22 protein-coding genes are annotated in these 23,935 nt (G+C 71.9%); 14 read left to right on the top strand and 8 right to left on the bottom strand.

All coding sequences use genetic code 11. From position 1 onward, the window contains the following. Positions 1 to 224: 224 nt before the first annotated feature. The gene (locus NMN56_RS39750; protein ID WP_274041472.1) at positions 225 to 1,748 is read left to right on the top strand and encodes an amino acid permease; all 1,524 of its coding nucleotides are present in this window, start codon (positions 225 to 227) and stop codon (positions 1,746 to 1,748) included. Positions 1,749 to 1,804: 56 nt separating this feature from the next. Then, positions 1,805 to 2,599, top strand: coding sequence for an SAM-dependent methyltransferase (locus tag NMN56_RS39745; protein WP_274041473.1), 795 nt, complete (start codon positions 1,805 to 1,807; stop codon positions 2,597 to 2,599). A gap of 68 nt (positions 2,600 to 2,667) precedes the next feature. On the opposite strand, the gene NMN56_RS39740 is transcribed toward NMN56_RS39745, so the two are convergent. Both NMN56_RS39740 and NMN56_RS39735 read right to left on the bottom strand, forming a co-directional pair. After that, a complete protein-coding gene (locus NMN56_RS39740; RefSeq protein WP_274041475.1) occupies positions 2,668 to 3,303 on the bottom strand; it encodes a nucleoside/nucleotide kinase family protein in 636 nt (211 codons plus the stop codon). 138 nt (positions 3,304 to 3,441) lie between these two features. Continuing rightward, positions 3,442 to 3,642, bottom strand: coding sequence for a DUF397 domain-containing protein (locus NMN56_RS39735; RefSeq protein WP_274041476.1), 201 nt, complete (start codon positions 3,640 to 3,642; stop codon positions 3,442 to 3,444). 396 nt (positions 3,643 to 4,038) lie between these two features. Here NMN56_RS39735 and NMN56_RS39725 point away from each other — a divergent pair, with 396 nt between their 5' ends. After that, the gene (locus tag NMN56_RS39725; protein WP_274041477.1) at positions 4,039 to 4,509 is read left to right on the top strand and encodes a hypothetical protein; all 471 of its coding nucleotides are present in this window, start codon (positions 4,039 to 4,041) and stop codon (positions 4,507 to 4,509) included. Positions 4,510 to 4,600: 91 nt separating this feature from the next. Here the strand turns inward: NMN56_RS39725 and NMN56_RS39720 are convergent, their stop codons facing one another. Further along, entirely contained in the window at positions 4,601 to 6,595 is a 1,995-nt protein-coding gene (locus NMN56_RS39720; protein WP_274041478.1) for a glycoside hydrolase family 84 protein, read from the bottom strand. A 268-nt stretch (positions 6,596 to 6,863) separates the two neighbouring features. Between NMN56_RS39720 and NMN56_RS39715 the strand changes: the two genes are divergently transcribed. Both NMN56_RS39715 and NMN56_RS39710 read left to right on the top strand, forming a co-directional pair. Continuing rightward, entirely contained in the window at positions 6,864 to 8,129 is a 1,266-nt protein-coding gene (locus NMN56_RS39715; protein WP_430542832.1) for a lactonase family protein, read from the top strand. A gap of 147 nt (positions 8,130 to 8,276) precedes the next feature. Further along, positions 8,277 to 8,975, top strand: a complete 699-nt coding sequence (locus NMN56_RS39710) for an HAD family hydrolase (protein WP_274041479.1) — start codon at positions 8,277 to 8,279, stop codon at positions 8,973 to 8,975. 63 nt (positions 8,976 to 9,038) lie between these two features. Here NMN56_RS39710 and NMN56_RS39705 read toward each other — a convergent pair whose 3' ends face one another. Together NMN56_RS39705 and NMN56_RS39700 are read right to left on the bottom strand one after the other, a co-directional pair. Then, positions 9,039 to 9,866, bottom strand: coding sequence for a SigB/SigF/SigG family RNA polymerase sigma factor (locus tag NMN56_RS39705; RefSeq protein ID WP_274041480.1), 828 nt, complete (start codon positions 9,864 to 9,866; stop codon positions 9,039 to 9,041). Between the two features lie 80 nt (positions 9,867 to 9,946). Next, entirely contained in the window at positions 9,947 to 10,270 is a 324-nt protein-coding gene (locus tag NMN56_RS39700) for a plasmid stabilization protein (RefSeq protein ID WP_274041481.1), read from the bottom strand. Positions 10,271 to 10,729: 459 nt separating this feature from the next. Here NMN56_RS39700 and NMN56_RS39695 point away from each other — a divergent pair, with 459 nt between their 5' ends. Further along, complete coding sequence (locus tag NMN56_RS39695; protein ID WP_274041482.1) at positions 10,730 to 10,999, top strand: DUF5133 domain-containing protein; 270 nt, start codon at positions 10,730 to 10,732, stop codon at positions 10,997 to 10,999. A 129-nt stretch (positions 11,000 to 11,128) separates the two neighbouring features. On the opposite strand, the gene NMN56_RS39690 is transcribed toward NMN56_RS39695, so the two are convergent. Both NMN56_RS39690 and NMN56_RS39685 read right to left on the bottom strand, forming a co-directional pair. Continuing rightward, complete coding sequence (locus tag NMN56_RS39690; protein ID WP_274041483.1) at positions 11,129 to 11,713, bottom strand: hemerythrin domain-containing protein; 585 nt, start codon at positions 11,711 to 11,713, stop codon at positions 11,129 to 11,131. A 399-nt stretch (positions 11,714 to 12,112) separates the two neighbouring features. Then, on the bottom strand, positions 12,113 to 12,901 hold the full coding sequence (locus tag NMN56_RS39685; RefSeq protein ID WP_274041484.1) for a FadR/GntR family transcriptional regulator: 789 nt from the start codon (positions 12,899 to 12,901) through the stop codon (positions 12,113 to 12,115). 150 nt (positions 12,902 to 13,051) lie between these two features. Here NMN56_RS39685 and NMN56_RS39680 point away from each other — a divergent pair, with 150 nt between their 5' ends. The 7 genes from NMN56_RS39680 to NMN56_RS39650 all read left to right on the top strand — a co-directional run bounded on the left by NMN56_RS39680 (position 13,052) and on the right by NMN56_RS39650 (position 22,648). Then, a complete protein-coding gene (locus NMN56_RS39680; protein WP_274041485.1) occupies positions 13,052 to 14,323 on the top strand; it encodes a M20 family metallopeptidase in 1,272 nt (423 codons plus the stop codon). Beyond that, positions 14,320 to 15,771 (top strand): aldehyde dehydrogenase family protein, encoded by a 1,452-nt coding sequence (locus tag NMN56_RS39675; protein WP_274041486.1) that lies wholly within the window; start codon positions 14,320 to 14,322, stop codon positions 15,769 to 15,771. Before NMN56_RS39680 ends, NMN56_RS39675 begins: the two co-directional genes overlap by 4 nt. Next, positions 15,768 to 16,577: an SDR family NAD(P)-dependent oxidoreductase gene (locus tag NMN56_RS39670; protein WP_274041487.1), complete on the top strand. Its 810-nt coding sequence runs from the start codon at positions 15,768 to 15,770 to the stop codon at positions 16,575 to 16,577. The genes NMN56_RS39675 and NMN56_RS39670 overlap by 4 nt, the downstream gene beginning before the upstream one ends. Positions 16,578 to 16,837: 260 nt before the next feature. Beyond that, positions 16,838 to 17,125 carry a DUF3311 domain-containing protein gene (locus tag NMN56_RS39665; RefSeq protein WP_274041488.1) on the top strand — a complete coding sequence of 96 codons (288 nt, stop codon included), beginning with the start codon at positions 16,838 to 16,840 and terminating at the stop codon, positions 17,123 to 17,125. Continuing rightward, the gene (locus NMN56_RS39660) at positions 17,122 to 18,645 is read left to right on the top strand and encodes a sodium:solute symporter family protein (protein ID WP_274041489.1); all 1,524 of its coding nucleotides are present in this window, start codon (positions 17,122 to 17,124) and stop codon (positions 18,643 to 18,645) included. The genes NMN56_RS39665 and NMN56_RS39660 overlap by 4 nt, the downstream gene beginning before the upstream one ends. Beyond that, positions 18,642 to 20,282 (top strand): amidohydrolase, encoded by a 1,641-nt coding sequence (locus NMN56_RS39655; protein ID WP_274041490.1) that lies wholly within the window; start codon positions 18,642 to 18,644, stop codon positions 20,280 to 20,282. The genes NMN56_RS39660 and NMN56_RS39655 overlap by 4 nt, the downstream gene beginning before the upstream one ends. Beyond that, the gene (locus tag NMN56_RS39650) at positions 20,279 to 22,648 is read left to right on the top strand and encodes a penicillin acylase family protein (RefSeq protein ID WP_274041491.1); all 2,370 of its coding nucleotides are present in this window, start codon (positions 20,279 to 20,281) and stop codon (positions 22,646 to 22,648) included. The genes NMN56_RS39655 and NMN56_RS39650 overlap by 4 nt, the downstream gene beginning before the upstream one ends. A 150-nt stretch (positions 22,649 to 22,798) precedes the next feature. On the opposite strand, the gene NMN56_RS39645 is transcribed toward NMN56_RS39650, so the two are convergent. Then, on the bottom strand, positions 22,799 to 23,407 hold the full coding sequence (locus NMN56_RS39645; protein ID WP_274041493.1) for a TetR/AcrR family transcriptional regulator: 609 nt from the start codon (positions 23,405 to 23,407) through the stop codon (positions 22,799 to 22,801). 46 nt (positions 23,408 to 23,453) lie between these two features. On the opposite strand from NMN56_RS39645, the gene NMN56_RS39640 reads away from it, so the two are divergent. Next, on the top strand, positions 23,454 to 23,918 hold the full coding sequence (locus NMN56_RS39640) for an SRPBCC family protein (protein ID WP_274041494.1): 465 nt from the start codon (positions 23,454 to 23,456) through the stop codon (positions 23,916 to 23,918). Positions 23,919 to 23,935 lie beyond the last annotated feature (17 nt).

The following is a 23,935-nucleotide window of genomic DNA, read 5'->3' as shown; positions in this document are numbered from 1 at the left end:
GGGCGGGGTGCTCGGCGGCTTCGTGGTGTGGGTGGCCGACGTCGTGCGGAGCGTGCAGGGCTTACCGACCGGCGGGGGGGGGGGGCGGACAGCGCCCGCACCGCCGCACCCACACCCCCACCACACTCCACATCCCACACACCCCACACAGCGCGTCATTCCCCGACGGAGATGGGACCCCCGTGCGAGAGAGCAACCCAGTCAGGCCCGCAAGAACGACCACGGTGAAAGGTGAGCCCGGGGCCGACGACACACCCGGGGCCGGCGGAGTGCCCGGGGGCCCGGGCGCCTCCACGGCTGAAGCAGCGCCCGACGAGACGGGCGGAGACGGGGGCCCGGGCGGGGGCGGGCTCCAGAACGGGCTCAAGCAGCGGCACATGTCGATGATCGCGCTGGGCGGGGTGATCGGTGCCGGGCTGTTCGTGGGCAGCGGCGTCATCATCGGCGAGACGGGGCCGGCCGTCATCATCTCGTTCCTGCTGGCCGGCCTGCTGGCCATCCTGGTGATGCGGATGCTCGGCGAGATGGCCGTCGCACGACCCGCCGTGGGCTCCTTCTACGCCTACGCACGGCTCGCGCTCGGCTCCTGGGGCGGGTTCACCATCGGCTGGCTCTACTGGTACTTCTGGGTCAACGTCGTCGCGCTCGAAGCCGTCACAGGGGCCACGATCATCCACGCCTGGCTGCCGGGCATCGACCTGTGGGTCATCAGCCTGGTGCTGATGCTGCTGCTGACGGCGGTCAACATGTTCTCCGTCAAGTCCTTCGGCGAGTTCGAGTACTGGTTCGCCGCGCTGAAGGTCGGCGCGATCAGCGTCTTCCTCGTCGTCGGACTGGTCTTCCTCGTCGGGCTGTGGCCCGGCGCGCACGCGGACGCGAGCAATCTGACCGCGCACGGGGGCTTCGCGCCCGAGGGCATCGGCCCCATCCTGACCTCCGTCATCCCGGCCGTCGGCTTCTTCACGGGTGCCGAGATCGCGGCGCTGGCAGCGGCGGAGTCCAAGGAGCCCCGCAAGGCCGTGGCCCGCGCGACGCACTCGGTCGTCCTGCGCGTGCTGCTCTTCTACGTCGGCTCCATCATCCTGATCGTCGCCATCGTGCCGTGGAACGACGGCAGCGTGGAACAGGGCCCCTACGTGGCGGCGCTCAAGAACATCGGCATTCCGGCCGCCGACACCGTGATGAACGCGATCATCCTCGTCGCCGTACTGTCCGCGCTCAACGCCGGGCTCTACAGCGCCTCCCGTATCGTCTTCGCGCTCACCCGCAACGGTGACGCGCCGAAGGGCCTCACCAAGCTGAGCGGCAACGGCGTGCCGCGCCGCGCCATCCTGCTGGCGACCGTCCTGGGCTATGTGTCGGTGATCTTCGCCTATGTGTCCCCCGACACCGTCTTCTCCTTCATCGTCCACTCCTACGGCGCCGTCGCGCTCTTCGTCTATCTGCTGGTCGCCCTCTCACAGCTGCGGCTGCGGCGCACCCTGGAGCGCGAGGACCCGGGGGCGCTGACGCTGAAGATGTGGGGCTTCCCCTACCTGAGCTGGTTCACGGTCGGCGCGATGGCCGTCGTCATCCTCGCCATGGCCTTCCTGCCCGCCACCCGCGCCGACTTCCTCGCCAGCGCCCTGACCCTCGTCGTGGTGCTCTGCGGCTATCTCGTCCGGCGCCGCAGGAACGGCACCGGTGACCTGGCCGACGGCATGCCGGGGCCGTCCCCCGAGCCGAATCGGGGCGACGCAGCGGTGTGAGGGCTGTGGACCCCTTCGCCAGGTGCGGGCATCCTGTGCCGAACTGAGGGGGCGGCATGGTGGAGCGGGTTCCAGAGGGTGTCGACACGAGCAGGCCCAGCATCGCGCGGGTGTATGACGCGGTGCTGGGCGGGGAGCACAACTTCGCCGTAGACCGGGCGATCGCGGACGAGGCCCTGCGGATCGTGCCCGAGATCGGCGATGTGGGCCGCTACAACCGGGCCCTTCTGGGCCGGGGCGTGCGGTACTTGGCACAGGCCGGGACCAGGCAGTTCCTGGATCTGGGTTCCGGCCTGCCGACCGTACGGAACACGCACGAGGCGGCGCGCGCTTCCGCGCCCGACGCCCGCGTCGTGTACGTGGACATCGACCCGGCGGTGTCCGCCTACGGGCGCGAGATCCTCGCCGCCGACCCCAGCACCGCGCTGCTCACCGCCGACCTTCGCGAGCCGGACACGGTGCTGGACCACCCCGAGGTGCGGCGGCTCATCGACTTCGGCGAGCCCGTAGGACTGCTGCTCCTCGGCGTGATCCACCACCTCAACGACGAAGAGGACCCCGCGGGCATCGTGAAGCGCTACGTCGACGCGCTCCCGCCCGGCAGCCATCTGTTCCTGACCCATTTCTGCGCTTCCAGCCCCGACGCGGCACAGCTGGAGAGCGCACTCCTGTCCGATCTGGGAACGGGCCGCTTCCGGACGCTGGAGGAGATCACCGCGTACTTCGACGGGCTCGAACTCGTCGATCCCGGAGTCACGTACCTGCCACGGTGGCGGCCGGACAAGCCCGTCGGGCTCCCCCTCACCGTGGGGCAGAGCCTGATGGCCGGCGGACTCGCCAGGAAGAACTGAGGCCGGGAGGAGGACTGAGGGCGGGAGGACTGGGACCGGGCATCACCGAGGCCCGGGCGGAGGCGACTTCAGCCCGGCAGCCGGACCACCACGTCGGCGGTTTCCCGGGTACGGGCGATGAGCGCGGCGTTGCGCTGGTCGGTGCCGTGCGCCCAGGCGGTGGCCTCCTGCCGGGTCTTGCCGTAGGCGATGTGGCGGTCCACCAGGCGGCGCAGGCGCAGCTTTTCGTCCGGCTCGACGTACCAGACCTCGTCCAGCAAAGGCCGCACCCGCGCCCAGGGATCTCCGGGCAGCAGAAGGTAGTTGCCCTCGGTCACCACGAGGGCGATCTCGGGGCCGAGCGCGATCTCAGCAGCGAACGACTCCTCCAGCTCGCGGTGGAAGCGCGGCGCGTACAGCACTTCGCCCATGCCGCCGGCCTCCCGCAACCGGGACAGCAGTGCGGCGTATCCGGCCGCGTCGAAGGTGTCGGGCGCGCCCTTGCGCTCCCGGCGGCCGAGCGCGGTGAGGACCTCGTTGGACAGGTGGAAGCCGTCCATCGGCAACTGCCCCACGTGCGGCCCCAGTTGGGCTGCCAGCGCGGCGGCGAGTGTACTCTTGCCCGCTCCCGGCGCACCCGTGATGCCGAGGACGGCACGCCCCGCCCTGTCCCGCAGCGCGCGGGCACGGGCGAGGAGCGCCGTCGGGCTCGTCTCGATGTGCATGGGCCGAGGCTAGGGCCTGCGCGTATCCAACGGGCTCCGCGGTACGCCCCGGAGACACGAAGAGGCCCCGTTCCTGAGCCGGAACGGGGCCAACTTCCCGCGCCCCCGCGGCTGTCAGGGGCCGCAGGGGCGCGAAGGTCAGACGGCGTCGTGACGGACAGCGCCGACGAACGCGGAGAACGCCGTCGCGCCGAACATGATCACGGGGCCGTCGGCCACCTTGGAATCGCGCACAGGAACCACGCCGCACGAGGCCGCGAGGTTGGCGGCAACCTCAACGCAGTCGCCGCCGTTGTCGCTGTAGGAGGACGTGAACCAGCGGGGGGCTTCGGTCGTCATGGGATGCCCTTTCGTACCTGCTCGATCATGGCCACGGATGCCGCTTGCGAGAGCGATTCGGCCTTTGACTTCCGCTCCTTGGGCTAAAGCCCGGTGCACTGCGATTAGACCCGGTAGCTGATGGTAGGCCGTCAGTATCGGCATCACAGAGGCACTGTCCCGGTCCAGATTTCCCTGAGCCTGGGACTCCGCGTCACAGATCACGGAACGGTCCGGCATCGTCAAGAGGTTGACCAGCAGGTTGAACTGGCGGAGCGGCGCTGTGTTTTGGACATGCCGAGAAAATCCCCGGATCGGCCTTGCCCTCTCAAGATCGCGGTGCCTCAATGGGAGCGATTCCGGAATCTGACCAGTCATCAGGCCCTGGGCTGCCCCCACACATGAAGGCGGAACTTCATGAGACACGGCAGATTCGCAGCAGGCACGACCCTGGGCGTCGGCATCGCCGTCGCCGGCACGCTCGCGCTGGCGCCCAGCGCCTACGCGGTGGAACCGCAAACCGCCACGATCTCCTTCGACTGCGGCACGTGGGGATCCGGCGAGGCCACACTCGACGCGACCCAGAACGGCACCGCCGCGACCATCACGGTCACTACCGGCGCGATCACTTCCCCCATCGACCTTGCGGCAGGGTCCGTCTCCTCGAAGCTCACCCTCAGCAAGAACGGCACCGGCAGCACGGCGTTCACCGGTAACGCCAGCCCGGCCCTCCCGGCCGGCAGCCCGGTCTCCAGCGGCCCGCTGAACGGCACGGTCGCCTCCGGCGACTCCCTGGAGGCCACATCACTACAGGTCACGGTCCTGGGTATCACCGTGACCTGCAACGCGACCTCTCAGCAGGCTCCCGGGCCGTTCGTGTTCGACTGAGCCGCCCGGCCTGATCCACGGACACCGTCCCGGCACCGGAGCCTCCGGTGCCGGGGCAACTGCGGCGGCCGACCTGGTGGACGCCGGTGCGCTAGGCGTCCTGCGCCGTGCGTACGCGGGAGAGGAAGTCCGCGATGTACGGGGCGCCGATCTTCACGGGGCCGACCTGGTGGTGCTCCTCCGGGTCGACGGTGATCTCGGACGCGGCGGTTGCCGCCTTGTCCATGGCGGAGCGTGCCTTCGCCGCCGCGTCCTTGTCGCCCTCGCGGAGCGCGGTCAGTACGCGCAGGCCCTGGCGCATGGCGTCGCCCCACAGTTCGGTGGCATCGAGCCACAGGGCGGCGTCCGCGAGGAAGTAGCGGTCCTCGATGCCCTCGCGGAGGGTGCCGGGTGCCTTCGCGATGCCGTCGGCGACGGGGCGCAGATCGCGTACGGCGCCGGCCGGGTCGGTGGCGTACTTCTTCCAGAAGGCGTGCAACTGGCCGCTGAGCACAGGGGATTGGGGCTGCCACGGCTCCTCGCCGAAGGTGGGCGCAGCGTGGTTGAGGTCGACGAAGGTACGCAGGGCCGCCGTGGTGCGCGGGTCGCCGCCGGCTACATAGCGGGCTGCCTGCCTGCCGGAGCGGTCGCGGTCGTAGCCGCGGTCGTTCCACGAGAAGTCGGAGATGGTGAAGACGGCGAGCTTGCTGGCAGCCGCCTGGTTCATGGGGTTGGACACGATGCCGCTGACGTGCCCGGACAGGCCGGGGTCGCGCTTGTCGTACGGGGCGAGCAGCAGCCTGCCCTTGGTGCGGTCGAAGTCGTTGACCGGGTAGTTGTCCCAGACGAACACCTTGCGCCCGAACAGCTCGGAGGCGCGCTCCGCCTGCTCGTTGGTGATCTCGGGCGGCACGACGTCGGTGCCCGTCCACATCACCTCGACGGCGCCGTCCAGCTTCTCGCGCAGGACCTTCTTGTACGCGGTCTCGGTCAGGTCGCCGTACTCGGTGGGCACCATCTGGAGCGGCCTGGTGCCCTCGTGCGTGGCGACGAACTCGCGCTGTACGGCGTTGAGCAGCTCCACCTGCGCCTCGGCCGCCGCCGCGCGCCCGGGGGCGCCGTACTTCTTCTGGTCGCCCTCGCAGTTCCACTTGGTGTAGCTGATGTCGTCCAGCGGCACGGAGAAGTCGCGCACGCCGAGGTCGTACACCGAACTGAGCTTCTCCTTGAGCGCCTTGAGGTCGCCCGGGTCCGAGTAGCAGATGGAGGTGCCGGGCGAGACGGCGAACGTGAAGCGCACATGGTTGGCGCGTGCCCTGTCCACTAGCGTGCCCAGCTCGGCGAGCTTGTCGGCCGGGTAGGGATCGCGCCACTTCTCGCGGTGGTACGGGTCGTCCTTGGGCGCGTACACATACGTGTTGGCCTTGGTGTCGCCGAGGAAGTCCATGTGGTCCAGGCGCTCGTCCTGCGTCCAGGGCGGACCGTAGAACCCCTCGATCGTGCCCCGCAGCGGCATGGAGGGCCGGTCGCTGATCGAGGCGCCCGCGACCCGGCGTGGGCCGTGCGCCCCGGTGATGAGCTGGCGCAGGGTCTGCACCGCGTAGAACTGGCCGGCCGCGTCGGTGCCGCCGAGCGCGACGGTGCCGCCCCGCCGGCCGTCCTTGTGCACACGCACCCCGTACCCCTCGGCCTCGCTGGGCACCTCGGTGCCGCGCAGCGCCTTCGCCACGTCGGGGCGGGTCGCCTCGCCCAGGAGTACGGTCAGCCGGGCACGGCCCGAGGGGCGTGCGCGTACGTCCGTTTCGCGGATCCCGTTGTCGCGCAGTACCTCGGTCAGCAGGCGGCGCGCGGCGGCGTCGGTGCCTTCGCCCACGACGATCTCCGCTTCGTGGCCGAGCCGTACGTCCTGGCCCGCGCGGCCGGTCTTCTGGGGCGTGGGCGAGACGACGGGCAGGGCTCCCCCGCTGTCCGCCCGTGGCGGACCGTCCCCGCCGCCGGCCCCTCGCGCGCCACCCGGACCGCCCGCCGCGGTGGCGACGGACGGTACGGCTGCGGCGAAGAGGGCAAGGGCTATGAGCGCTGCGTGGGATCTGGTGACGGCGGACATGCGGCCTCCCGTAGGGGGTGCGGTGTGCGTGGCGCGTCAGGGCTGTGCGGCGATCACGGGGCGGCGGCGTGGCCACCCTCGTACCGCACCGTGGCCACCGTGCGGGCTCTGTGATCACCGTCAGCCTCGGTGTATCCCGCACGCACGTCAAGGTCGCCCGGGCAACTTCCGTTGCACCTGGCGCACTTCAGGTTGCACCTCTTGTCTCACGGGTCAACTCGGGTCACTCTGGCTCGCGGCAACGACCATGAGCGGGAGGGGCTGCGCGGTGCGCGACGACGTGACGCAGGGTGCGGGGCCGGAGCAGCGGGGCGGCCAGGGCGAGCACGGACCGCCCTCGGACAGGCGCCGCTTCCTCTCCCTGGCCGCCGGTGGTACGGCGGCCGGCGTACTCGCCGTCGGAGCCGCGAGCGGAACGGCCCGGGCGAACCCGCACGGGGAGACGGCCGACGGCAGCCCGCGGGAGGGCGGTTCCGCCGGGAGCCGGCCGCTGTTCCTCGGCACGTACACGGGGCAGCCAGGCGGCGGCACCGGCATCGGCCTGGCCGCCTACACACTCCGCACGGGGCACCTCACGCCCAGGGGCGTGGTGAGCGGCGTGGAGAACCCCTCCTACCTGGCCCTCTCCCCGGACCGGCGCACGCTCTACGCCGTGAACGAGTCGCTGGAGGCGGGCGTCGAGGGAGGAGTGACCGCCGTCGCGCTGCGCCCCGGCGCGCCGCCCGAGGTGCTCGGCAGGCAGGGCACGGGAGGCGCGGGGCCCTGCCACCTGTCCGTACACCCGGGAGGGCGCTGGCTGTTGAGCGCCAACTATCTGTCGGGGAGCGTCGCCGTGCACCCCGTCGCGCGGGACGGCGCGCTGGGCGAGCGCACCGACCTCGTCACCCATACGAGCCCGCCGCCGGGCCCTGGCCAGGAGGGGCCGCACGCGCATCAGATCTTCACCGCGCCTGACGGCCGGCATGTGCTCGCGGTCGACCTGGGTACGGACACGCTCTACACCTACCGGCTCGACACGCGCACCGGCCGCCTCACGCCGGTCTCCCGCGCGACGGTGCGGCCCGGTGCGGGGCCGCGCCACCTCACGTTCCACCCCGGCGGGCGGTGGGCCTACCTCGCGAACGAGGTCGACAACACCGCCGTGGTCTGCGCCTACGACCCGCGCACCGGCCGTCTCGCTCCGGGCAGCGCGCAGTCGACCGGAACGGGAACCGGGCCGGGCGAGAGCTACCCGGCGCAGTTCGCGGTGACGCGCGACGGCAGGTTCGCCTACCTCGCCAACCGGGGGCACAACAGCGTGACCCGTTACGCCGTGGAGGCACGCGGCGCACGGCTGCGCCTGCTGGACACGGTCCCCGTCGGCGGCGACTTCCCCCGCCACCTGGCACTCTCCCCCTCGGGCCGGCTCCTGTTCGCCGCCAACCAGAAGAGCGGCACGGTCAGCACCTTCCACGTGGACCGCGTCACCGGCGCCCTCTCCCCCACGGGCCGCCCGTTCCCCGCACCCCTCGCGGTCTGCGCACTGCCGCTGTAGGCGCGGCGGCGCGCGGCGCGCTTCAAGTCAGACCGGTCCAGTCAGGCCGCATCGCTGGGAGCCCCACGCCGGTGCCCGTGCGCGGCGTGGTTGAGTGGCGGGCGGCGCGTTCCGCCGCCTCCGTACACCGCGAACACCGGGAGCCCGATGCGTACCCCCGCCCGCCCGTCAGCCGCGTGCGCCCTCGGAGGGGCGAAGTTGGTGATCTTCGACTGTGACGGGGTGCTCGTCGACACCGAACGGATCGGGCCGGAGGTGGTCGCGGCGATGGCGGCCGAGGTCGGCTGGGCCCTCACGCCCGAGGACGTGCGGGCGCTCTTTCTCGGCACCCCCGAGTCCTACCTCCTGGAACAGCTGCGGGCCCACGCGACGGTGCCCGTGCCCGACAGCTGGCCCGCCGAGTACCAGGCGCGCGTCGCCGCGGAGTTCGAGGCGGCGCCGCACACCATGCCGGGCGTACGGGAGGTGCTGGACGCGCTCGACGCCCGGGGCGTCCCGTACTGCGTGGCCTCCAGCGGTGCGCACGCGCGCATCCGCCATTCCCTGCGGGCCACCGGGCTGTGGGAGAGGTTCACGGAGGGCAGCTTCCGGGTCTTCAGCACGGACGACGTACCGCACGGAAAGCCCGCGCCCGATCTGTTCCTGCACGCGGCGGCCGAGTGCGGGGCCGCACCCGAGCACTGCCTCGTGGTCGAGGACAGCCCGGCCGGTGTACGGGCCGCGCTGGCGGCCCGTATCCCCGTGCTCGGCTACACCGGCGGCCCCACCCCCGCTGAGTGGCTCGCCGACGCCACGCTCGGCACCGTCGACGACCTGCGCCTGCTCGTGGAGCCGGCTGCCGGATAGCAGCAAGCCGCACCGGCCCCCGGCCACCGGCCACCGGCCACCGGCCCATGGGGCGTCCGCGGGTCATCCCCAGCGGGAGACGCGGTGGTCGGCGTCGACCGCTTCGCGGATGTGGCGGCAGGCGGTGGAGATGAGCCGGGAGACGTGCATCTGGGAGAGGCCGACCCGTTCGGCGATACGGCGCTGAGGCATCTCCTGGAAGAACCGCAGGTAGAGGATGTACCGCTCCCGTTCGGGCAGATGGCACAGGTAGGTCTTGGCGGCCTCGCGGTCGACGGCGTGGTCGTAGCCGGGCTCACCGGCCCCAAGGGCGTCCTCCAGCCTCAACTCCCGCTCGTGGACGCCGCCCGTGGTGACGGGGGCGTCCAGGGAGAGTGAGGTGAAGCTGTGCAGGGCCTCAAGACCCATGCGCACCTCGTCCTCGGACAGACCGCAGTGACCGGCGACCTCCTGTGTGGTCGGTGGGCGCCCGGCGGAGGTCAACTCCAGTTCGCGGATGCTGCGGCGAACCTCGTTACGGATGTTCTGGACCCGGCGGGGGACGTGGACCTGCCACATGTTGTCGCGGAAGTGGCGCTTGAGTTCGCCTGTGATGGTGGGGATGGCGAACGTCTCGAAGGCGTGGCCGCGCGCGGGATCGTAGCGTTCTACGGCCTTGACCAGCGCGAGCGCGGCGACCTGTTCGAGGTCTTCCAGGGTCTCGCCGCGGTTGCGGAACCTGCGGGCCAGGCGGTGCGCCATCGGGAGCCAGGCCGCGACCACGCAGTCCCGCAGCTCTCTTTTCGCGGGCCCGTCAGGGAGCCGGGTCAGCTCGGCGAAGTCGTGCGCCGTATCGGGCGGGGCGTCCTGGTGACCGCGGCCGGACCGCGGGGGCTGGGCGGTGGTGGTCACTGTCTCGCCTCCCTACCAAGCAAGTGGGCGGGGCAAAGGCGGCGCCGCCGGATTCCGCACGGGAGTCCGGCGGGCCCGGATCAGCGGCCCAGCGCGCGCTGCAGCTGCTTCTTGTTCATCTGCGAGCGGCCCTCGACGCCCCGCTGGCGTGCCTCGTTGTAGAGCTGATCGCGCGTGGGCCCCTTGGCCCCGGTGTGCGAGCGCTGCCCGCCACGCTCCGGCGCCGGCTTGTCACGGACGGACGTACGGCTGGCACGCTTGGCCTCGCCCGTCTGCGCCCGTTCCTTGTTCACGGTGCGGGAAGCGATCTCCTTCGCCCGCCCCTTGGAGGTGCCGCGTTCCTCGGCGCCCTCCTTGATGTGCTCGTACTGCCGTTCCCGCTTCTTGTTCGAACCAGCAGGCATGTTTCCTCCGCATTGATGCGTTTTGCGAGCGTTTCCATCCTCGGTCGTTGCGAGGGTCCCGGCCACTTGTGAGCGCCGGACCCCCGTCCGGGTGCCACCCACGCCTGCGCATACACCCGCCGTACCGGGCCTCCGGCGGTTCCGGGATCACACCGGGTGCTCGCCTGACCGGCGCAGGCCGGCCCGCCGTACAGGGCGCGTCAAGGGCGCGTTTGGGCTCCCGGCACGGGGTAACTCACTGGTAACGGACCCGTGGATGGTTCTTGAAGGGGATGAGGCACCCCGGGAAGCGACGGCGCGTCCCGCTACCGCCAACGCTTTCCGGGGCGCCTTCTGCTTTGCCGCTTTGCCGCCATGCCGCTCTGCTGCTTCGCGCTCTTCCCTGTTCTCCCGTCCCGCGGCTCCCCGCTCCCCGCTCCCGCCTTCCGGGCCCCGACGCCCGCGTTCCTAGGAGGCCGCATGATCGCGCACCCCGACACACTGCGCCGGCTCGTCGCGCAGTACGAGGCACTGCGCCAGCACACCAGCGACACAGACGCCTCCGGCGGACAGAACCTCGCCGACATCAGCTACACCCTGTGCGTCTCGACCGGAACCCGCGACATCGAATCAGCACTGGCCACCGCACACGAACACATCCAGGCCGCCGAGCGGTTGAGCGCGCAGCCGGTGAACAAGGAGGCCGTCAACGGCGCTTCGGCCGACGCCGGGACGCTGAGCCAGAGCTGACCCCGACCCGCGGCACACCCACCGCACCCGCCGCGCTCCCGGGACCACACCCTCGGTCACGGTGCGACCCCGGAAGCGCGTGCGGTGCGTCGGTGCACCCGCCGTGTGCGGCGGTGTCAGCGCACGGGCTCAGCCCTCAGCAGTGGAGCGGACCGCGTCGCGTACGCGGTCCGCGAGGGCTGCGAAGGGACCCAGCGTCCACTGCGCGGGTGGCGACCCCGCCGTCGCGGGGTGCGGATGGGTCGGAGCCGCCTTCTCCACCGCCAGCAGCCGCTTACCCATCTTCGTACGCTGCTCCTGGTCGCACTCCCGCAGCAGCGCGGGGAACTCCTCGCGCTCCTCGCTGTCGGCGTGAGCGCTCACCGAGCGCTCGAAGTCGGCGAAGAGCGTACGGAATTCGGCGCTCTCCAGCACCATCTTCTCCAGCCTGGCCAGCACATGGTTGGCCTCTTCTTCCTCGTCGTGGCGCTTGGCGACCTCGTTCTCCCCCGCGACCTTCTTCGCCACAGGGCGGACGATCATCTCCTCGGCGGTCTCGTGCACCGCCAGAAGAGCCCGTAACTCGTGGAAGGTCTCTTTCCTGCGCTCGGCGGGCCCGGTGCGCACCGCCGCGAACAGGTCCCGGATACGGGCGTGTTGGGACAGCAGCACCCCCACCACGTCCTCATCCGGCAGCTTCTCCGCCTCGGTGCGCTCTTCCTGGGCACGGCTCACGGTCGTACTCCTCCCTCTGCGATCCTGCGTGATTGATCGGGTTCCGAAGCACTACATGGGCGCCGAGTGCCCATAAAGCCGGTGATTCCACCTGACAGAGCCGGTGATTGCACACGACCTGCCGGGAAAGAACCCACGCCTCCCGAGGGGTCAACTGGCAAGCGGGCCCGCCGCGTTGACGAATGCACCCGTCGTGGCGCCGGACCGGCCCGAGATCAGGAACGCGATCGGGGGAACGCGGCCAGGGGGAACGCGGCCAAAGAGAACGCGGCAAGGAACGCGGCCGGTTCAGCGATCCGCGCCGGTGGCGGCGCCGACGGCGGTGTCCCGGCGGTCGAGCGCCGGGAAAGCCGGCCGTCAGGTGCCGTCAGGACGGTCGGTCGGGTGCCGCCAGGGGTGTCAGTCGAGCGCCGCCTTGAGGCGGATGCGGTCCTGTTCGGGGACGAGCGGAGCGTAGTAGTCGTACAGGGCCTCGCGGCCCAGCGCCGCCGCGCTGCGGCCGTCGGCGCCACGGAGCGCCGCGAGGATGTGGCGGTGGTGGGCGACCGAGCGGCGCATCCAGTCGGCGGCGTCGTCGCCCACGAGCTTGCTCTCGATCGCTTCCACGACGGCCGCGTGGACGGCGCGGGCGCAGAGCGCCAGGAGCGCGTTGCCGCTCGCCTCGGCGACGACACGGTGGAACCCGGCGTCGGCCTCGCTGAAGGCGTGCGGGTCAGCGGGAACGCATGCCTCCATGCGGTCGGCGAGGGCCTCCAGGCGTATGAGGTCGTCCCCGGTGTGCAGCCGCGCGGCGAGGCGGTAGCTCTCCGCGTCGAGCAGCATGCGGAACTGCACCAGTTCGGCAAGGCCCGACAGATGGGAGCGGGTGAGCCGGGTGAGCGCCTCGCTGAGGTTGTCGGGCGAGACGCCCAGGACCTCGGCGCCCAGCGGGTCGCCCGGCCGCGAGCGGATCAGCCCCGAGGACTGGAGGACGCGCAGCGCCTCCCTGACGGTGGAGCGCCCCACGGCGAACTGCCGTACCAGCTCCCGCTCGGCGGGCAGCCGCGCCCCCGGCGGCAGGTCGCCGCCGAGGATGCGCTCCTCGATCTGCTCGGCCACACGCTGGTACGCGCGTACCGGACGCACCGGCTGGAACGAGACGTGACCTGCCGTACCACCCGTCACGTCACCGGCGGAATCCGCGGACATCTGGGCCTCATTCCTGGGTGTCCTCTGGTGTCCTGTGCTCTGTGTGCGCGCCGACCTCTTGACCGAGGCCACGGCGTACGAGCAGAGTACGGAAGATCAACTGGTCTGACCAGTCGTCTGGCCTTCTGGACAGGGGACTTGGAGGGTTCTATGCATTCAGGTCCCGGCGCACAGCCGTGGGATTCCCTGCTCGACACGGAGGCGGCCGTCGCCTTCACCCAGGAACTGGTGCGGCTGCGCACCGTGCACGACGGGCACCCGGTGCACGCCGGGCACGCCGGGCACGCCGGGGAAACAGCGGGCGCCGCAGGGGTCGAACAGCCGGCGGCCGAGCTGGTCTCGGCGCTCTTCGCCCGCTTCGGCTGGGAGCACACCGTGACCGAGGTGGCGCCCGGCCGCCCGAACGTGGTCGCCGTGGTCGAGGGCGGCGGCGGCCCCGGGCCCACCCTGATGTTCGAAGGCCATACGGACGTGGTGACGGAGGGCGACCCGGACGACTGGAGCGTCGACCCGTACGGCGCCGAGATCCGCGACGGGAGGATGTGGGGCCGGGGTACGGCCGACATGAAGTCGGGCGTCGCCTCGATGATCTACGGCGTGCGCGCGCTCCAGCAGGCCGGCCCCTTCCCCGGCCGGATCGTCCTCGGCGTCATGGCGGACGAGGAGGGCATGATGCTGGGCGCGAAGGCGTTCGCCGCCTCCCCGCTGGCCGGTGAGGTGGACGGCGTCATCGTCTGCGAGCCCGAGGGGTACGAGGTGTGCACGTCGGCGCGCGGCGGCATCCGCCTGCGGCTCGATCTCGCGGGCGTCATGGCGCACGGCGCGATGCCGCAGGAGGGGCGCAGCCCCATCGCGGCGGGCGCCCGCATCGTGGAGGCGCTGGCCGCGACACAGGAGTGGGCCGTTCTGCGCTACGGCACCCACCCGCACGCCGGCAGCGTCACCGTCACCCCGACGGTGCTGCTCGGCGGCGACCCCGAGCAGCTCAATGTGATCCCCGCACACGGTGTCGTCGGCGTCGACGTACGCACCGTCCCGGGCGCCGACCACGCCGAACTGACGGCGCGGGTACGGGAGTCGGCCGAGGAGGCCGCAGCCGCCTTCGGGGTCAGCGTGTCGCTGACCGTCGTGGACGACAGGCCCGCGATCGAGATCCCCGAGGACCATCCCGTCGTCACGGGCCTGGTCGCCGGGCACACCCATGTGCACGGCGAGGCGCCCGCCTTCGGTGCGGTGCCGGGCACGACGGACGGCACGATCCTCACCCGGGACGCGGGGCTGCCGACGGTCGTGTACGGGCCGGGCGGCAAGTGGATCGCGCACCAGAAGGACGAGTTCGTCGAGGTGCGGGAGATCGGCGAGTACGCGCGGGTGTACGCGGCTGCCGCACACCACTTCCTCACCTCCGGAGGTGAGGCATGAGCCTGTGGCAGGCCAAGGAGTTCCCCGACGGGCTGCCCGTCGGCGAAGGGTGGGTACCCACGGCCACGACCTCGCCCGTGACCTTCCCCTACGACGGAAGTGCCGTGAGCGAGGCGCCCCTCGGTGATGTGGCGCTGGCACGGCAGGCCGTCGAGCACGCCGCTTCGCTCCGCAGGAAGACGGCCGCGCTGCCCACCCGTACCCGCAGGGCCGTACTCGGCGGTGTCGCGGACGCGTTGGAGCGGGTCGCGGGCGGGATGGAGGACCTGCTCGTCCTGGAGACGGGCAAGCCACGCGCCGACTGCCGTACGGAGGTGACACGGGCCGTCGCCACCTGGCGGGCCGCGGCCGACGAGGTGGCGCACATCCACGGCGAGACGGTGCCGCTGGACGGACTGCCGTCGGGGGACGGCATGACCGGCTTCTGGACCCGGCGCCCGATCGGCGTCGTCGTGGGGGTCGCCGGGTTCAACTACCCGATGATGCTGGCCTCCCACAAGATCGCACCCGCGCTGGCGGCAGGCTGCCCCGTGATCGTCAAGCCGGCGCCCGCGACCCCGCTGGCGACGCTGTGGCTGGTCGGCCTCGTGCGTGAACGCCTCGTCGCCGAGGGTGCGCCGGCGGGCGCCGTGCAACTGGTCACGGGGGACGCCGAGGTGGGCCGCACGCTCACCACGCACGAGGCCGTCGCCGCCGTCTCCTTCACCGGTTCCGCCGCCGTCGGCCACCGCATCGCGCGGGACGCCGCACCCCGCAAGGTCGTACTCGAACTGGGCTCCAACGCGGCCCTGGTGGTCGCGGCCGACGCCGACCTGGACGCCGCGGCCGACGCCGTGGTGCGCGGCGGCTACTACGCCTCCGGGCAGGCGTGCATCGCCGTGCAGCGGGTCATCGCCGAGGAGCCCGTCGCCGCCGAGCTGGAGCGGAAGGTCGCCGAAAGGCTGGCGTCCGTGACCGTCGGCGACCCCCGCGAGGAGGACACCCGCGTGGCGGCCCTCATCGACGAGGCCGCCACCGCACGCGTGCTCGCCTGGATCGAGAGCGCACGCGCCGCCGGGGCGCGGGTCGTGGCCGGTGGCACCCGCGAGGGCCGCTGCGTGGCACCTGCCCTGCTCGCCGATGTGCCGGACGGGCAGCCCGCGTGGGACGAGGAGATCTTCGGACCCGTGGTGTGCCTGCGCTCCGTGCCCGACCTGGACGCGGCCTTCGACCTGGTCAACGCCGGCCGCTACGGGCTGCACGCCGCCGTCTTCACCCGCTGCCTCGACGCCGCCTTCCGCGCCCTGGACGAACTGGACGTGGGCGGTGTCGTGATCAACGAAGTGCCCGGATACCGCTGCGATGTCGCGCCGTACGGCGGAGTCAAGGACTCCGGCATCGGGCGCGAGGGACCGCGGTTCGCGATCGAGGAACTGACGGTGACGAAGATGGCGGTGATCAAGCCGTGAGCGCGGTGAGGTACGGACAGCTCTTCCGGCTCGACGGGCGGCGCGTCGCCGTCGTCGGCGGAGCGGGAGGCATCGGCCGCGAGGCCGTACGCGCGCTGGTCGCGCAGGGCGCCGAGGTGCTGGTCGCCGACCGCCACGCCGAAGGCGCCGCCGAGACAGCGCGCCTCGCCAACGCCGACGAGGCCGCACCGGGCGCCATGCCGGGCACCGCGCGTGCCGTCACCCTCGATGTGCTCGACGAGTCGGCCGTGACAGCCGCCGCGGCCGACTGGGGCACGCTCGACGGGCTCGTGGTGACCGTCGGCGTCAACGTGCGCAAGCGGATCTCCGACTACTCGATGGAGGAGTTCGACCGCGTCGTCGCGCTCAACCTCCGGGCGCACTTCGGCCTCGTCCGCGCGTTCGCGCCCGCCATGGCCGAGCGCGGCCGGGGCAGCGTGGTCTCCCTCGCCTCCATGCGCGCCTTCCAGGTCGAGCCGGGCCAGGGCGTGTACGCCGCCTCCAAGGCGGGCCTCGTACAGCTGCTGCGTACGGCCGCGGCCGAGTGGGGGCCCTCGGGTCTGCGGTTCAACGCCGTGGCACCCGGCGTCGTCAGGACGCCGCTCACCGACCAGATCGCCGCCGACCCCGCGTGGTACGACGCGTACGCGCAGGCTTCGGCGCTCAAACGGTGGGCCCGTGCGGATGAGATCGCCGGCGCCGTGGTGTACCTCGTCTCCGACGCTTCCACCTTCGTGACGGGATCGGTCCTCACCGTCGACGGCGGCTGGACCGCGGTGGACGGGCGCTACGACCCGTCCGTGTAGCTGTCTTCCCCGGCCCGGTCCGGGAGGCGCCCTTCCCGCTGACGGGTTTGCACGGCGGGCCCGGCCGCGGAATCCAGCCCTCCCCCAGCCTTCGGCCGGGAGGTGCCCCCGGCGCTTGGGGACGAGCGCGGGCGAGCTGGACAGAACGCGAGCGAGCCCGAACAGAAGGGGGGCACACGGGGCAGCTCTCCCCCGCGAGAAGCGGAAGGGAAGCGCCGGGGCAAGATCATGGTCCTACCGCCGTCCAAGGAGCACGCGCCATGCCAGACCCACACCCCCCGGAGGGGGAAGACTTCCCCCGTATCAGAGCCAAGCGGCCGGCGCTGTGGCTGCTGCTGATCCCCGCCCTGCTGTACTGCGCTGCCCCCGTCGTGGCGAACAGCATCGAACCCCGCGTCTTCGGGATTCCGTTCCTCCTCGCGTGGATCATCGGCGCGACGATCGTGAGCCCGATCATCATCTGGGTGGTCTCGCGCCTGGACCCGGTGTTCAAGGAGGGCGCGGTCGAGCCCCTGCCCGTGGACGACGAAGCGGAGGGCGCACGATGAGCGGGTCGGCGGCGATCGCGACGACGATCTTCGGGCTGGCGATGGTGGCGACGCTCGCCATCGGGGTGCTGAGCGCCAGGGGACGGGACAAGGGGATGGCCGAGTGGTCGGTCTCCAGCCGCGGCCTCGGGGTGCTGTTCATCTGGCTGCTGATGGCCGGTGAGACCTATACCAGCTTCTCGTTCCTCGGTACCGCGGGCTGGTCGTACTCCTACGGTGTGCCGATCCTGTACCTGGTCGCCTATCTGACGGTCGGCTTCGCCGTGGCGTACGTGGTGGGCCCCGCGCTGTGGACGTACGCGAGCAGACACAAGCTGCTGTCGATCGCGGACATGGCCGAACACCGGTTCAGGTCGCGCCCGGTGGGCATCCTCGTCGCGATCACGGCGACGGTCTTCATCGTTCCCTACATCCAGGTGCAGATCCAGGGCATGGGTGTGGTGGTCAACGCGATGACGTACGGCAGCGTCGATCTGCATGTCGCAGCGGTGATCTCGTTCGTCGTCGCCGAGGCGTTCATCCTGGTCTCGGGGCTGCGCGGCTCGGCGTGGGTGAGCGTGCTCAAGGACGTGCTGGTGATCCTCGCCGTGGTGTTCCTCGCGGTGTGGGTGCCGATGCACTACCTCGACGGCTTCGGGGACTTCATGACACGGATGGTGACCGAGAAGCCGGAGTGGCTGACCTTCCCCGGGCACGACTCGGGCGGTCTCGACGGCACCTGGTTCGTCTCGACGCTGCTGCTGAACGCCGTGACGATCTCCATCTTCCCGACGACGGTCGCCGGTTACCTCAGCGCGAAGAGCCCCAACGCGCTGCGCCGCAACGCGCTGCTGCTGCCGTGGTACCAACTCCTGCTGTTCATCCCGATGATGGTCGGCGCCGTCGCGCTGTTCGCGCTGCCCGCGCTCGGCAACCCCGACCTGGCGCTGTTCCGCCTGGTGACCGACTCGCTCCCCTCCCCCGTCGTCGCCGTCATCGGGGTGGCGGGCGCGCTGTCGGCGATCGTGCCGATGAGCGTGTTCATGCTGGCGATCGGCACGCTGTGCGGCCGGACCCTGCTGGGCGGCGGCAACGGCGCGGACCCGCGCAGCCGCGCACGCAAGGAGGGCAGGGCGGGCGACAGCGACGACGTACGCACCAAGCGGCTGTCCCAACTGGTCTGTTTCCTCGCGGGCCTCGTCGCGCTGGCCGGCAGCCTCTTCTACCCGAACACACTGGTCCAGCTCTCCGTCCTCTCGTACGAGGGCCTGGCGCAGATCGTGCCGCTGGCGCTGCTGTCCCTGTTCTGGCGGCGGATGACGGCGGCGGCCGGGGTGTCGGGCATGTTCACGGGGCTCGCGGTGGTGCTGCTGCTGTGGTGGACGGACAACGACCCGTACTACGGCGTCAACGGCGGCGTCCTCGCGCTCGCGGCGAACCTCCTCGTCACCTGCGCGGTGACCTACGCGAGCCCCGGGCCCTCGCGTACGGCGCGTACGGACGGGCCCGCCGACGCACCGACAGCGAAGGAGTCGGCATGACAGGCACACCGTTCAACGAGACGCGCCCCGTGCTCTACCGCGCGGCCCGTCTCGTCACCCAGCAGCCGGAAGGCGGCCCGGAACCCGAGGCGTTCGCCGTCGCGCACGGCAGGGTACGGGCAACCGGCTCGGTCGCCGCGCTCCGCGACCGCTTCCCCGGCGCCGAAGAGGTCGACTTCGGTGACGCGACCGTCGTGCCCGGCCTCAACGACGCGCACATCCACCTCGCCATGGCGGCCGAGGACCTGCTGCACCTGGACCTGTCGGCAGCCGCCGTGCGCGGCACGGACGACCTCCTGGGGCAGGTGCGGGACGAGGCCGCGCGCACCGCGCCAGGCGCCTGGATACGCGGCAGCCGCTACGACGACGTCAAGACGGGCCGCCTCACCCGCTGGGACCTGGACAGGGCAGCGCCGGAGCATCCCACGCTGGTGGTGCATGTGGCCGGGCACTGGGGCGTCGCCAACTCGGCCGCGCTGCGCGCCTTCCGTATCGACGAGGACACCGTGCCACCGGACGGCGGCGACTTCGGGCGCGGCCCCGACGGGCGGCTGGACGGCAGGCTGATCGAGCGCGCGATGATGAACCTCGTCTACCCGGCGACCGCGCGCGGGACCTCCCCGCTCGCGCCCAGCACCCGCGAGGACCGGCTGCGCGGGCTGGCGCGCGCACAGGAGCTGTGGCACGCGGCCGGGCTCACCTCGGTGACCGACGCGCTCATCGCACCCGACGACATCGCGCTGCTGCGCGAGGCGCGGGCACGTGGCGGGCTCACGCTGCGCACCGGCATGCTGCTGTCCATCGACCACTATCCGAAGGCACGCGCACTGGGCGTCGGCAGCGGCTTCGGGGACGACCTGCTGCGGCTGGTCGGTGTGAAGGCGTTTCTCGACGGGGCCGTGGGCGGGCGCACCTGCCTGCTGTCCGAGCCGTTCGCCGACTCGCCCGACGGTGACCGCGGCCTGCAGACCACCCCCACGGAGGAGTTGGCGGCGCAGGTGCACGAGGTGCACTCGGACGGCAACAGGATCGGCGTCCACGCCAACGGCGACGCCGCCATCCGCCTCGTCCTGGACACCTTCGAGGCCGCGGCGCGCGACGTTCCGCGCCCCGGGCTGCGGCACCGCATCGAGCACTGCACGGTCGTGGACGGCATGATCCTCTCCCGGATGAAGACGCTCGGCGCCATCGCCGTACCCTTCGCGGGCTACCCCGCCTACCACGGGGGCGCGCTCAACCGCTGGTACGGGCACGAGCGCACTGAACGCATGTTCGCGCACCGTGCGTTCCTCGACGCAGGGGTCACCGTCGCCGGCTCCTCCGACTACCCCTGCGGGCCCTACGAGCCGCTGCTCGGCCTCCAGTCCATGGTCACCCGCGAGGGCATCGACGACGGCGAACCCGTCGGCCCCTCGCAGCGCGTCACGCCGGCCGAAGCGCTCCGCGTCTTCACCCTCGGCTCCGCCGAGGCCGAGGGCACGGCGGACACGAAGGGGCGGCTGGCACCCGGCTACCTCGCCGACTTCACCGTGCTGGGCGGCAACCCGCTCACCGAGGACCCCCGCGGCATCGCGGCCATTCCCGTACGGGCGACGTACGTCGGCGGTGTCCAAGTGCACGCGGAGGCGGCCCGATGACGGACGCCACCAGCTACGACGTACCGGGCCTCGGCTCGCCCGTCGAGATCCTCGTCGACCGCTGGGGCATCCCGCACCTCTACGCCTCCTCACGCGCCGACCTCTTTCTCGCCCAGGGCTTCAACGCGGCCCGCGACCGCCTCTTCCAGCTCGACCTGTGGCGCCGCCGCGGACTCGGGCTGCTGGCCGAGGTGTTCGGCGAGCGGTACGTCGAACACGACCGTGCGGCGCGGCTGTTCCTGTACCGGGGTGACATGGCCGAGGAGTGGGCGGCTTACGGGCCCGGTACGGAGGCCATGACCCGGTCCTTCGTCGCGGGCATCAACGCGTATGTGGCGCTGTGCCGCGAGGGAGCCCCGCACCCGGCGTCCCCTCTGCCGGGAGAGGGACGGGACCGGCACGGAGAGACGAGCCCGCTGCCGCCGGAGTTCGCGCGGCTCGGGTATCCGCCCGCGTACTGGGAGGCGGAGGACGTGGCGAGAATCCGCAGCCACGGCCTCTTCTACAACCTCCAGGACGAGGTGGCGCGCTCCCTCACGCTCAGGGACTTCGGCAGGGACGTCGAGGACCTCAGGAAGGTCAGGGAGCCGGACACCGATCTCACCGTTCCCGAGGGCCTGGATCTGGACGTCATCCCCGACGACGTCCTGCGCACGTACCACCTCGCCACCACATCCCCGTGGTCCGAAGGCGCGGCGCCCCGGCAGGACCTGGACGGCAGCAACAACTGGGTGCTCTCGCCCGGCCGTACGGCGACCGGCCGCCCGCTGCTGGCGAACGATCCGCACCGCGCGGTCACCCTGCCCTCGCTCCGCTACCTCGCCCATCTCTCGGCCCCCGGCCTGGATGTGATCGGCGCCGGCGAACCCGCGCTGCCGGGGGTGTCGATCGGGCACAACGGACACGTCGCGTTCGGGTTCACGATCTTCCCCGTGGACCAGGAAGACCTGTACGTGTACCGGACGCACCCGCGCGACCCGCACGCGTACGCGTACGGCGACGGCTGGGAGCACATGACATGCGTGAACGAGACGATCCCCGTACGCGGCGGTGAGCCGGTGGAGACCGAACTGCGGTTCACGCGGCACGGCCCCGTCGTCCGCGAACTCCCCGAAAAGCAGGCGGCGTTCGCGGTGCGCGCGGCGTGGCTCGGCCCCGGCATGGCGCCCTACCTGGGCAGTGCGGGGTACATGGACGCCGACTCGCCCGACGCGTTCACGGCGGCGATGGGCCGCTGGGGAGCGCCCGGCGAGAACCAGGTGTACGCGGCGCCCGACGGCACCGTGGGCTGGCTCCCGGCGGGCCGGGTACCGGTGCGGCGGGGCTGGAACGGGACGCTGCCGGTTCCGGGCGACGGGCGGTACGAGTGGGACGGCTTCCTGGATCCGGGCGCGCTGCCTTCCGTACGCGACCCGGAGGAGGGCTGGTTCGCGACGGCGAACCAGATGAACCTGCCGCCCGGCTACCCGCACGGCGAACAGCCCGTCACCCACGACTGGTACGCGCCCACACGCTACGAGCGCTGCGCCGAGGCGCTGGCGGCGCACGACGGGTGGACGGCCGAGGAGTGCGTGCGGCTCCAGACGGACCATGTGAGCCTGCCGGCGCGTCACGTGCTGCCGCTGCTGGCGGGGCTGGAGAGCACGGAGCCCCGGGTACGTGCCGCGCTGGACCTGCTGCGCCGCTGGGACGCTGAGCTGACGGCCGACTCGGCTGCCGCCGCGCTGTTCGAGATCTGGTACCGGCGCCATCTGCGCCCCGCTCTGCTGCGCAGGGCGCTGCTTCCGCTGGTGGGCGAGGGCCGGGTGGAGGAGGCCCTCAAGCGGGTGCTGCCGGCCGAGGGCGCCTCGACGGACGCGCGGGTGGACATGCGGCTGCTGGCAGCGCCTGACCCGGACGGCACCCTGGGCCCCGCGCTGCTGGCGAGCCTCGCCGAGGCGGTGGACGAGACGGAAGAGCTGCTGGGTGCCGACCCGGCCGCCTGGTCATGGGGCACCCTGCACCGCGCGCAGCCGCGCCACCCGCTCACCGGACTGCCTCCGGACGGCGGGGAGTTGCCCGCGTGGGCCGAGGTGGGCCCGCTGCCGCGCGGTGGCAGCGGTGACACGGTGGGCGCCGCCTCCTACCTGGCGGACTTCCGGCAGAACGGCGGCGCGAGCTTCCGCATGGTGGTGGACGTGGGCGCCTGGGACGGCTCGCTGGCGATGAACGCGCCCGGCCAGTCAGGCGATCCACGCATCCCGCACTACGCCGACCTGTTCGCCGACTGGGCGTCCGACGGCGCGTTCCCGCTCGTCTACTCGCGCGAGCGCGTCGAGCGGGAGACCACGCACCGGATCACGCTCACCCCGCCCCGGCAGCCCTGAACGCGTCCCGCACCGCGCGGGCCCCGGCCGTCCGCAGCGCCCCCGCTCGCTGCCGCGAGCCTTCAGCGCCCGGAGCACGTCCGCCTCGGCGACCGTTGCCGAACGAGGGTCGCCGTCCTGCCGAACCACAGGGCCTGATCGGCGACTCCGTCACTTCGAGCCGTAATACAGCCGGAGGAAGTCCTCCATCGCCGCGTTGACACCGGCGCGGTCACCGGTGGCGAGCAGGTCGAGCAGCAGGCCGCGGACGGTGGCGACTCCCAGCCTGGCACGGTTGCGGGCCACGGCGGGGTCCGCCCCCGCGGCGACCTCGGCGGCCACGAGCGGCTCCAGCCAGTCGTTCACGAGCCCTTCGAGGACCGGGGCGGCCTCGGGACGGCCGCGCAGCGCGTACCCGTAGATTTCGAAGAACAGCCGCTCCTGACCGGCCAGTCGAGGGTCCGTCAGTTGCTGCCAGAGGAGCCGCGCGACATCGGCGGGAGAGAGGCCGGGTTCCAGACGGAGCCGGGACAGCAGATCACGCTGGCGCTGCTCCGACGTCCGGACGATCTCGATGAGCAGGTGTTCCTTGGAGCCGAAATAATGGATCAGCATGCGGTGGCTGACGCCGATCGCGGCGCCCAAGCCACGCAGGCTCAGGTCCGCGATGCCGTGCGCCGCGACGTAGTCGGTGGCCGCGTTCACCAATTGAGCGCGCCGGTCCCCGTCCGTGCCGGGCGCTGCTTCGCTCTCCGGGTGTGAGCCGTCCGTATTCACCACAGCAGGAGCGTACCAATTGGTACATGCCCTATGTACCGTGTGGTACATGAAGCCTGTAACCGTGTCGACCGACGTACCGCAGACGCCCGAGCAGGTCTACGACTTCCTCGATGTCATGGCACACCACGAGCGATTCACCAACCACTACCTGACCGGATGGCGCTACAGCGGCCCCGGCCGCGGCGTCGGATCGTGCGCCACGGTCACGGCCGCGCTGGGCGGCACGAAGACCGACGTCACCATCGAGGTCGTCGAGGCCGACCCACCGCGGCGCATCGTCGAACGGAACGTCAGCGCGGCCGGCCGGCGCCTGGCCCACGGCACCTACACCATCGAGCCGCTGCGCGACGGTGGGAGCCATGTGTCGTTCACGTACGCCTGGACGCGCGCCCCGTTGACCGAACGCCTCCTGGCGCTCGCCGTCCGGGCCACGATCCGACGCGCCAACCGCACGGTCATGCGACGCCTGGCCACCGAGTTGGCTCGCCACACGTCCGCCGCCGGATCCTGACCCCGCTGCACGTCGAC

The organism is Streptomyces iconiensis (assembly GCF_028657195.3).
Classification (GTDB): domain Bacteria; phylum Actinomycetota; class Actinomycetes; order Streptomycetales; family Streptomycetaceae; genus Streptomyces; species Streptomyces iconiensis.
Note: the sequence above shows the minus strand (reverse complement) of the source record. Positions and strands in the feature narration are given on the sequence as shown.